Source organism: Pseudomonas sp. WS 5059 (assembly GCF_012985525.1).
In the GTDB taxonomy this organism is placed as follows: domain Bacteria; phylum Pseudomonadota; class Gammaproteobacteria; order Pseudomonadales; family Pseudomonadaceae; genus Aquipseudomonas.
The window spans coordinates 89,331-100,607 of the sequence record NZ_JAAQWO010000008.1; the positions used below are offsets into that span (position 1 = coordinate 89,331).

Genomic DNA, 11,277 nt, shown 5'->3' on the forward strand with positions numbered 1-11,277 from the left:
GAAGCGGAAAAAAGGGGATTTCAGAGTGACGGTTTTTTGTCACTTGTTCCCTTGGAAGGCTCTCTGCAGGTAGGTCAAAACGCTGGTTGGCGGCTGATTTGAATCAGTTTTGTGCCACCTGCGGGCCACCCGATCCACTGCGCTTGTGCACGTAACCGAGGTGCCGACTACTGGGGTCGGACAGGGAGATAAGCACATGGCCAAGTTAATCGGTGTTGTCAGCAAGGTGGTTGGGGAAGTCTTCGCGGTGGCGGGAGATGGCAGCCGCCGAAGCCTGGTCGAAGGCGACCGACTGTTTGCCGGCGAGCAACTGCAGACCGGCGCGGCCGGTGCGGTGGCGGTGCAACTGACCAACGGCCATGAGCTGACCCTGGGGCGCGACAGCAGCCTGGGCCTTTCCCCGCAATTGCTGGCTGGCCAGGCGCCGCAGATTCACGCCTCCGAAGACCTTGCGCCGAGCCAGGCGCAGTTGACCGATGTGCAGCAGTTGCAAAAAGCCATCGCCGCCGGTGACGACCCGACCCAGACCGCAGAAGCCACGGCTGCCGGGCAAACCGGCAGCACGGCGGCGGGTGAGTTGGGCGGCGGGCACTCCTTTGTGCTGCTGACCGAAGTCGCCGGGCGCGTGGAGCCGGTCATAGGCTTTCCCACGGCAGGGTTTGGTGGGATTCCCGAGTTTCCGTTGTTCCAGGTCGCCGGCCAGCCGGACACCGGCAACGGCCAGCCTGTGGTGGTGCCTCCCGACAACCCGGTGAGCCTGGGTGGGCTGGAGGTCGAGGGCGGCGAGTTGACGCTCAACGAGGCCAATCTTGCCCAAGGCTCGTCCAGCAACCCGGCGGCGCTGGTGCAAAGCGGCACCTTCAACGTCACAGCGCCCGATGGTCTGCAAAGCCTGACGGTGGGCGGCATCAGTGTGGTCAGCGGCGGGGTGGCCAGCAGCTTCCCGCAAACTATCACCACCGGGCTGGGCAATACCCTGAGCATCACCGGTTATAACGCGGCCACCGGGGTGATCAGCTACAGCTACACCTTGACCGGCAACGAGGCCCATCCGTCAGGTGGCGGCACCAACAGCCTGGGCGAGCAATTTGCGGTAGTGGCCACCGACAGCGATAACGACACCGCCACCGGCTCGCTGGATATCACCATCGTCGATGACGTGCCCAAGGCGCTGGATGACAGCCATGAGGGCAGCGCTTCGGAAAGCCTGTTGACCCTCAGCGGCAACGTCCTGGACAACGACACCCAGGGCGCCGACCGAGTCGCCAGTGGCCCGATCACGGGCGGTACGTTCACCGGTCAATATGGCACTTTGGTGCTGGCGGCCGATGGCAGCTACACCTACACGTTGAACAGCGCCGACCCTGATTTTGTCGCGCTGCAGGGCGGCGGTAATGGCACGGAAACCTTCACCTACGCCCTGACCGACGCCGATGGCGACAGCAGCACCGCCAACCTGGTGCTGCAAGTGCACAACAACGACGACCCGGTGGTGATCGGCGGCATCAGCGTGAATGGCGCTGACCTGACCCTTTACGAAAAAAACCTGGTGGATGGCAGCAGCCCCGACGCTGGCGCGCTGACCCGTACCGGCAGCCTGACCGTATCGGCCGTGGACGGTTTGCAGAACCTGTCCGTGGGCGGTATCAACGTGGTGTCCGGTGGTGTCGCCGCCGGCTTCCCGCAATCGATCGCCACCGGCCTGGGCAATACCCTGACCATCACCGGGTTTGACCCGGCCACCGGGGTGATCAGCTACAGCTACACCCTGACCGGCACCGAGGCGCACCCGTCGGCAGGAGGGGTGAATGAGCTGACCGAGAGCTTCAGCGTTATCGCCAATGACACCAACAACAGCACCGCCACCGGCACCCTGCACGTGAGTGTGGTGGACGATGTACCGACCGCTGCCGATGACAGCAATGCACAAGTGGCCTCCGAAAGCCTGCTGACCCTGAGCGGCACGGTGTTGACCAATGACGTGCAAGGCGCTGATCGGGTCGCGTCCGGGCCGGTGACGCCGGGCTCCTTCACGGGGCTCTACGGCACGCTGGAGTTGGCGGCGAATGGCACTTATGTGTACACGCTGAACCCGGCCGACAGCGACTTCCTGGGGTTGCACGGTGGCGGCAATGGGACGGAGACGTTTACCTACACCCTGACGGATGCCGACGGCGATACCAGCACCGCGAACCTGGTGCTGCAAGTGCATAACAACGACGACCCGGTGGTGTTGACGGGACTCGAGGTGAATGGCGGGGAGGTCACGGTCTACGAGAAGAACCTGCCGCTGGGCAGTGCTATCGACGGGCCTGCGCTGACCCAATCCGGCACCTTCACGGTGACGGCATTGGACGGCTTGAAAAACCTTACTGTGGGCGGGATTAGCGTCGTCACCAACGGTGTTGCCGCCACGTTCCCGCAGTCGGAACCTACCGGTTTCGGCAACACCCTGACCATCACCGGTTACAACGCCAGCATTGGGGTGATCAGCTACAGCTACACCCTCAACGGCACCGATAGCCACCCAACCGGAGCGGGCACCAATAGCATCAGTGAGTCGTTTGCGGTGGTTGCCACTGACAGTAACAACAGCAGCGCCAATGGTTCACTGGACGTCAATGTGGTCGACGATGTGCCCAAAGCCGTCGACGACAACCCCGCAGGTATCGCCTCCGAGAGCCTGCTGACCCTGAGCGGCAGCGTGCTGGGCAATGACGTGCAAGGCGCCGACCGCATCGCTACCGGCCCCGTCACGCCAAATACCATCGTCGGCACCTACGGCACCCTGCAACTGTTCGCCGATGGCAGCTACATCTACACCCTGGACAAGACTGATCCGCAGTTCATGGCGCTGAATGGCGGTGGCAGTGGCACTGAAACCTTCACCTACCAACTGAACGACAGCGACGGTGATACCAGCACCGCGAACCTGGTGTTGCAGGTGCATAACAACGACGACCCGGTGGTGTTGACCGGCTTAGACGTCACCGGCGGCGAAGTCACGGTCTACGAGAAAAACCTGCCGTTGGGCAGTGCTATCGACGGGCCTGCGTTGACCCAATCCGGCACCTTCACCGTGACGGCGTTGGATGGCCTGAAAAACCTCACTGTGGGCGGCATTAGCGTCGTCACTAACGGTGTCGCCGCGACGTTCCCGCAGTCGGAACCCACCGGCTTTGGCAACACCCTGACCATCACCGGCTACAACGCCAGCACTGGGGTGATCAGCTACAGCTACACCCTCAACGGCACCGATAGCCACCCAACCGGAGCGGGCACCAATAGCATCAGTGAGTCGTTTGCGGTGGTTGCCACTGACAGTAACAACAGCAGCGCCAACGGTTCACTGGACGTCAATGTGGTCGACGATGTGCCAAAAGCCGTCGACGACAATCCGGCGGGTATCGCCTCCGAGAGCCTGCTGACCCTGAGCGGCAGCGTGCTGGGCAATGACGTACAAGGCGCCGACCGCATCGCTACCGGCCCCGTCACGCCAACTACCATCGTCGGCACCTACGGCACCCTGCAACTGTTCGCCGATGGCAGCTACATCTACACCCTCGACAAGACTGATCCGCAGTTCATGGCCCTGAATGGCGGTGGCAGTGGCACTGAAACCTTCACCTACCAACTGAACGACAGCGACGGTGATACCAGCACCGCGAACCTGGTGCTGCAAGTGCATAACAACGACGACCCGGTGGTGTTGACCGGCTTAGACGTCACCGGCGGCGAAGTCACGGTCTACGAGAAGAACCTGCCGTTGGGCAGTGCTATCGACGGGCCTGCGCTGACCCAATCCGGCACCTTCACGGTGACGGCATTGGACGGCCTGAAAAACCTCACTGTGGGCGGCATTAGCGTCGTCACCAACGGCGTCGCGGCGACGTTCCCGCAGTCGGAACCCACCGGCTTCGGCAACACCCTGACCATCACCGGTTACAACGCCAGCACTGGGGTGATCAGCTACAGCTACACCCTCAACGGCACTGACAGCCACCCAACCGGCGCGGGCATCAATAGCATCAGCGAGTCGTTCACGGTGACCGCCACCGACAGTAATAACAGTAGCGCGACGGGTTCGCTGGACGTCAATGTGGTCGACGATGTGCCCAAAGCCGTCGACGACAACCCCGCAGGTATCGCCTCCGAGAGCCTGCTGACCCTGAGCGGCAGCGTGCTGGGCAATGACGTACAAGGCGCCGACCGCATCGCCACCGGCCCGGTTACGCCCAACACCATCGTTGGTACCTACGGCACCCTGCAACTGTTTGCCGATGGCAGCTACACCTACACCCTGGACAAGACTGATCCGCAGTTCATGGCCCTGAATGGCGGTGGCAGTGGCACTGAAACCTTCACCTACCAACTGAACGACAGCGACGGCGATACCAGCACCGCCAAGCTGGTGCTACAGGTGCATAACAACGACGACCCGGTGGTGCTAACCGGCTTAGACGTCACCGGCGGCGAAGTCACGGTCTACGAGAAGAACCTGCCGTTGGGCAGTGCTATCGATGGGCCTGCTTTGACTCAGTCCGGCACCTTCACCGTGACGGCATTGGACGGCCTGAAAAACCTCACTGTGGGCGGGATTAGCGTCGTCACCAACGGTGTTGCCGCGACGTTCCCGCAGTCGGAACCTACCGGTTTCGGCAACACCCTGACCATCACCGGCTACAACGCCAGCACTGGGGTGATCAGCTACAGCTACACCCTCAACGGCACTGACAGCCACCCAACCGGCGCGGGCATCAATAGCATCAGCGAGTCGTTCACGGTGACCGCCACCGACAGCAACAACAGCAGCGCCAATGGCTCCCTGGACGTCAAGGTGGTCGACGACGTGCCCAAAGCCGTCGACGACAACCCCGCTGGTATTGCCTCTGAAAGCCAACTCATCCTGAGCGGCAGTGTTCTCGGTAACGACGTACAAGGCGCCGACCGCATCGCCACCGGCCCCGTCACGCCCAATACCATCGTCGGCACCTACGGCACCCTGCAACTGTTCGCCGATGGCAGCTACACCTACACCCTCGACAAGACCGACCCACAATTCGTCGCCCTTCACGGCGGGGGGAACGGCACCGAGACCTTCACCTATCAGTTGAACGACAGCGATGGCGATACCAGCTCCGCCAAGCTGGTGCTACAGGTGCATAACAACAACGATCCGGTGGTGCTGACCGGCCTGGACCTCACCGGCGGTGAGTTGACCGTCTTTGAAAAAAACCTGATCGACGGTTCCAGCCCCAACACCCCCTTGCTGACCCAGACCGGTACCTTCACGGTGACGGCCCTGGACGGTTTGAAGAACCTCACGGTCGGCGGCCTGAACGTGGTGACCAACGGCGTCGTAGCCACCTTCCCGCTGTCGGAAGGCACCCTGCTGGGCAACAACTTTACGGTGGTCGGCTACGACCCCAACACCGGGGTGGTCAGCTACCGCTACACCCTGCTCGACAATGAAATGCACCCCAATGCCAGCGGCGACAACAGCCTGCCCGAGCACATCACGGTCACGGCCAGCGATTACGACACCAATACGGCCACGGGCACGATCGATATCAACATCATCGACGACCTGCCCACCGCCAACCCTGACGTGCGCTCGGTGGCAGAAGGCGGTGTGGTCAGCGCCAATGTGCTGGGCAATGACGTCGGCGGCGCCGATAGCCCCACGTTGGCCGGCGCGGTGGTCGGGGTGCGGGCGGGGAGCAATACCGGCACCCCGGCCAGTGGTGGCCTGGGCGTGAATATCAACGGCAACTTCGGTTACCTGACCCTGGATGCGAACGGCAATGCCGTGTACCACAGCAACCCCAACTCGGTGAGCCCGCCGGGAGCCGTGGATACCTTCGTGTATACCGTGCGCGATGGCGACGGTGACTTGAGCACCACGACCCTGACCATTACGGTGGCCGACAGCGGCCTGGTGGCGACAGTCGACGGCGACGTCACGGTCTACGAGAAAGCCCTGGACTTGAACCTCGACGGCCAGGACCTGGCGCCCGGCACCGTGGTCGGCAGCGACCCGACCGCCACCAGCGAAACCGCCAGCGGCACCCTGGTGGGGTCGGCCACTGGCGGCAGTGGCCCGTTGAGTTTCAGCCTGGTGGGCAGCGCAACGGGCAGCTATGGGCAGATCCTGCTCAACCCCAACGGCACCTACACCTACACCCTGACGTCGGCTCCCAAGACTTTGCCCAACAGCAATGATGGGCCGAATGTGCTGACCGAGACCTTCACCTACAAGGCCACCGACCAACTGGGCAACTCCACCACCAGCAGCATCGTGGTGAGCATCGTCGATGACGTGCCCAAAGTGGTGTCCAGCGCACGTGAGGTCACGGCCACGGAGGTGGATTCCAACCTGCTGCTGATCATCGATATTTCCGGCAGCATGAACGACCCGTCCGGGGCCGGTGGTTCGCGGCTCGACCTGGCCAAGGCCTCCATCGTCGAGTTGCTCAACCGCTATGACGAGATGGGTGATGTGAAGGTGCAGATCGTGACCTTCAATGACAGCTCCCAGCAATTGAGCAGCCAGTGGGTCAGCGTCGCCACGGCCAAGTCCTTGGTCAACGGCCTCACCGCGTTCAACGGCACTAACTACGATTCGGCCCTCGGCACCGCGCAGACCGCCTACGGCACTGCCGGCAAGCTGGAAGGTGCGCAGAACGTGGCGTATTTCTTCTCGGACGGTAACCCCACCACGTCCAACACCAATAACCCGAACAACCCCGGCAACGTGGTCAACCCGGAATACGGTGATGGGATCGACGCCACTGAAGAAGGTGTATGGCGCGCCTTCCTCGATGCCAACGGCATCAAGGCCTATGCCATCGGCCTGGGGGCCGGCGTCAACAGCATTTACCTGGACCCGGTGGCGTACGACGGCAGCACCCACACCAACACCAATGCGGTGGTGGTGGCCAACCTGGCGGGCCTGGATGCAGTGCTGGCCGGCACGGTACAGGGCGCGCCAGTCACCGGCAGCCTGCTGACGGACGGCACGTTCGGCGCCGATGGTGGCTTCGTCAAATCCCTCACGGTGGACGGCATCACCTATACCTACAACCCCGCGGCGGGGGGCTCGATGAGCGCCAACCTGCCGGGCGGGCATGGCACGTTCGACACCGTCAGCAACAGCGTCACCATCACCACCAACCAGGGCGGCACGCTGATAGTGGACATGGACAACGGCGAGTTCCGCTACACACCGCCCAAGCTGACCGGCTCGCTGGTCACCGAAACCTTTGGGGTGATCGTCAGCGACAACGACGGCGACCTGGCGAGTTCCAGCCTGGTGGTCAAGGTCAACCCCAACGTGGCACCGGTGGCCGGTGACGACCATGTGATCACCAATATCCTGTCGGGCAATATCGTGGTGCCTGCCGAGTTGCTGCTGGCCAATGACAGCGATGCCAACCATGACACCCTGACGGCTATCCCTACCAGTTTTCCAACCGGCTGGGTGGCCACCAAGGGCGTCAGCTTTACCGGGTCGGGGAGCCGATCGTTCATCAACCCCAGCAGCACAACCCTGGCGGATGTGCGTACCTCCTTTGCCCGCGACTCGGCGGCCATGACCGCTTTACTCGTGGTCAGCGGTAACCTCGGCGCGGTCGGCAACAGTAATGCCGAAGACCGCATTACGGTCAGCCTCAAGGCGGGTGAAACCCTCAACCTGGATCACAACCTGGCGAGCGGTAACGTCATCATGGCGTACTCGATCAATGGCGGCCCCGAGACCGTCATTCCCGATGGCACGACCTTGCCTGCTGCAGCGATGGACAGCACCTATCAGATCCATATCACCAACGTCACCAACCCGACAGGCAGTGGGGGCAACAGCGCCGAAAACTACCAGTTGAACATGAAGATCAACTACTCCGGCGCCCAGGACTTCACGCCGGACTACCACGGCAACTACTCGGTCAGCGATAACCACGGCGGCAGCGACAGCGCCGCGGTAGACATCAGCTACCAGGCCGGTACGACCCTCACCGGTACCAACGGTGATGACATCATCATGGCCGGGCCCGGCAACAACATCCTCAATGGCGGCGATGGCAACGACGTGCTCACCGCCGGCACCGGCAACAACGAGATGCACGGCGGCAATGGCAATGACCTGCTGTTCAGTGGCATCGGCAACGACCTGCTCGATGGCGGGGCGGGCATCGATACGGTCAGCTATGCCCACGCCACGGCAGGCGTGACCGTCAACCTTGGCCTGGCGAGCGCGCAAGCCACCGGCGGGGCCGGGACCGATACATTGATGGCCCTGGAAAACCTGGTGGGTTCCAACTTCAATGACTTCCTCACTGGCAACGGCAACAACAACCTGATCTCCGGCGGGCTGGGCAATGACACCCTCAAGGGCGAGGGTGGCGATGACATCCTGATCGGCGGCCCGGGTAACAACACCCTGACCGGTGGCCCTGGTGCCGATACGTTCCAGTACCTGACGGGCAACAGCGGGCACGATGTCATCACCGACTTTGGCGTGGGCACCGACAAGCTGGACCTCTCGCAATTGTTGCAAGGGGAGAATGCGACGGCGGCGTCCCTGGATGACTACCTGCACTTCAAGGTCACGGGCAGTGGGGCCACGTTGTTGACCACCATCGACATCAGCGCCGTGGCCGGTGCCACGCCGACCCAGACCATCGACCTGGCCGGGGTCAACCTGGCGACCCAATACGGTGTGACACCGGGCGCGGGCGGGCTGATTGCGGGTGGCGCGGATACCGCGACGATCATCAACGGGATGTTGAATGACCATTCGTTGAAGGTGGATACGGTCTGAGCGGATCCTTGCAACGCAAAACACTGTGCAGCAGCCGGCTTGCCGACGATGGCGATCAATAGGTCGCCATCGCCGACAGGCGTTTTTGGCGCTGTTAGCGCATTGAGTTATAAGCACCATACTTTGCGTGATATGGCCCGCCAGCGTTTGCCGGTATGATAGGCGCCCCCGCAGTCTGGATTGCGAATACGCCATGACCCTGCAATACCCAACCATCGCCGATTGCGTCGGCAACACACCTTTGGTCCGCTTGCAGCGCATGGCGGGTAACACCAGCAATACCTTGCTGCTCAAGCTCGAGGGGAATAACCCGGCGGGCTCGGTCAAGGACCGCCCGGCGCTGTCGATGATCGCCCGTGCCGAGCAGCGCGGGCAGATCAAGCCTGGCGACACCCTGATCGAAGCCACTTCCGGTAATACCGGGATCGCCCTGGCCATGGCCGCGGCGATCAAAGGCTACAAAATGATCCTGATCATGCCCGACAACGGCAGCGCCGAGCGCAAGGCGGCGATGACCGCCTATGGCGCCGAGTTGGTACTGGTGACCCCGGAAGAGGGCATGGAAGGCGCGCGTGATCTTGCCGAGCGCATGGCCGCCGAAGGCCGTGGCCAGGTGTTGGACCAGTTCGCCAACGGTGACAACCCCGAGGCGCACTACACCAGCACCGGCCCGGAGATCTGGCGCCAGACCCAGGGCACCATCACCCATTTCGTCAGCTCCATGGGCACCACCGGCACCATCATGGGCAACTCGCGCTACCTCAAGGAGCAGAACCCGGCGATCCAGATCGTTGGCCTGCAACCGATGGAAGGCGCGGCGATCCCGGGGATCCGTCGTTGGCCCGAAGAGTATCTGCCCAAGATCTACAACGCTGCCCGCGTCGATCGCATCATCGACATGGCCCAGCGCGAAGCCGAAGACACCACCCGTCGCCTGGCCCGTGAAGAAGGCATCTTCTGCGGCGTGTCCTCCGGTGGCGCCGTGGCCGGCATGTTGCGCCTGTCTGCAGAACTGGAAAACGCGGTGATCGTCGCGATCATCTGTGACCGAGGCGACCGTTACCTGTCGACCGGCATTTTCGACGCGCCCAACTGATGGCCAAGCAAGAGCGAGGCCTGCGCTTCCAGCCCACGGGCGGCAGCCGGGCGCCCCAGATCCCGGTCGGCAAGAAACAACGCCTGACCATTGAGCGCCTGGCCAATGATGGCCGGGGGATCGTGTTTTTCGAAGGTCGCACCTGGTTTGTGGTGGGCGCCCTGGCCGGCGAAGAGGTCGAGGCGCGGGTGCTCGGTGCCCATGGCAAAGTGGTCGAGGCCCGCACCGAGCGGGTGTTCCAGGCCAGCGAACTGCGCCGCCCGGCGCCGTGCGTGCATGCTGGCCGTTGTGGCGGTTGCAGCCTGCAACACCTGCCCCATGCCGAACAGCTTGCCCTGAAACAGCGCATGCTCGCCGAGCAATTGTCCCGTGTTGCCGGGGTCGAGCCCCAGGAGTGGGCAGCGCCGTTGAGCGGCCCCGAGTTCGGCTATCGCCGCCGGGCGCGGGTCGCCGTGCGTTGGGATGCCAAGGCCAAGCGCCTGGACGTGGGTTTTCGCGCCGTGGCCAGCCAGGACATCGTCGCCATCGATGATTGCCCGGTGCTGGTACAGGCCTTGCAACCGATCATGCAGCGCCTGCCCAACATGTTGCGGCGCCTGAGCAAACCTCAGGCCCTGGGGCATGTGGAACTGTTCAGCGGCTCGTCGATTGCCGTGTTGCTGCGGCATATGGCGCCGTTGTCCGACGCTGACCTGCTGGTGCTGCAAGAATTCTGCGGGTTCCATGACGCCCAGTTGTGGCTGCATGGAGAGGGCGAGCCGCAGCCGTTCGCGGCCGGGGCGGCCCTGGGCTATCGTCTGGAGCAGTGGGGCCTGGAGCTGGCGTACCGGCCGGGGGATTTTGTGCAGGTCAATGCCGGGGTCAACGAGGCGATGGTGGCCCAGGCGCTGGATTGGTTGGCCCCGCGTTCCGACGAACGGGTGCTGGACCTGTTCTGCGGCCTTGGCAACTTTGCCTTGCCCCTGGCCCGCCAAGTGCGTGAAGTGGTGGCGGTAGAGGGCGTGCAGGCCATGGTGGACCGCGCAGCCCTCAACGCAGGCAGCAATAATTTGCATAATGTGCAGTTTTTTCAGGCCGATTTGTCCCAGCCTTTGAGTGATGCGCAATGGGCCAAAGCAGGCTTTTGTGCGGTACTCTTGGACCCACCCCGCGATGGTGCCCTGGAGGTTGTGCGCAAGCTCGCCACTCTGGGGGCTGATCGCCTGGTGTATGTGTCCTGCAATCCAGCCACGCTGGCGCGGGACACTGTCGAGTTGGTCAAGCAAGGCTACCGGCTAAAACGTGCCGGGATCCTCGATATGTTTCCGCAAACCGCGCATGTCGAGGCGATGGCGTTATTTGAAGCGAGCTAGGATGCTCGCTT

General features: G+C 62.9%; 3 protein-coding genes. All 3 read left to right on the plus strand.

Translation table 11 applies throughout. The features are described from left to right. Positions 1-196 precede the first annotated feature (196 nt). The 3 genes from HBO12_RS22745 to rlmD all read left to right on the plus strand — a co-directional run bounded on the left by HBO12_RS22745 (position 197) and on the right by rlmD (position 11,266). Positions 197-8,818, plus strand: a complete 8,622-nt coding sequence (locus tag HBO12_RS22745) for a retention module-containing protein (RefSeq protein WP_170043282.1) — start codon at positions 197-199, stop codon at positions 8,816-8,818. 193 nt (positions 8,819-9,011) lie between these two features. After that, complete coding sequence (cysM, locus tag HBO12_RS22750) at positions 9,012-9,914, plus strand: cysteine synthase CysM (protein ID WP_169956978.1); 903 nt, start codon at positions 9,012-9,014, stop codon at positions 9,912-9,914. Then, on the plus strand, positions 9,914-11,266 hold the full coding sequence (gene rlmD / locus HBO12_RS22755) for a 23S rRNA (uracil(1939)-C(5))-methyltransferase RlmD (RefSeq protein WP_170043283.1): 1,353 nt from the start codon (positions 9,914-9,916) through the stop codon (positions 11,264-11,266). Before cysM ends, rlmD begins: the two co-directional genes overlap by 1 nt. Positions 11,267-11,277 lie beyond the last annotated feature (11 nt).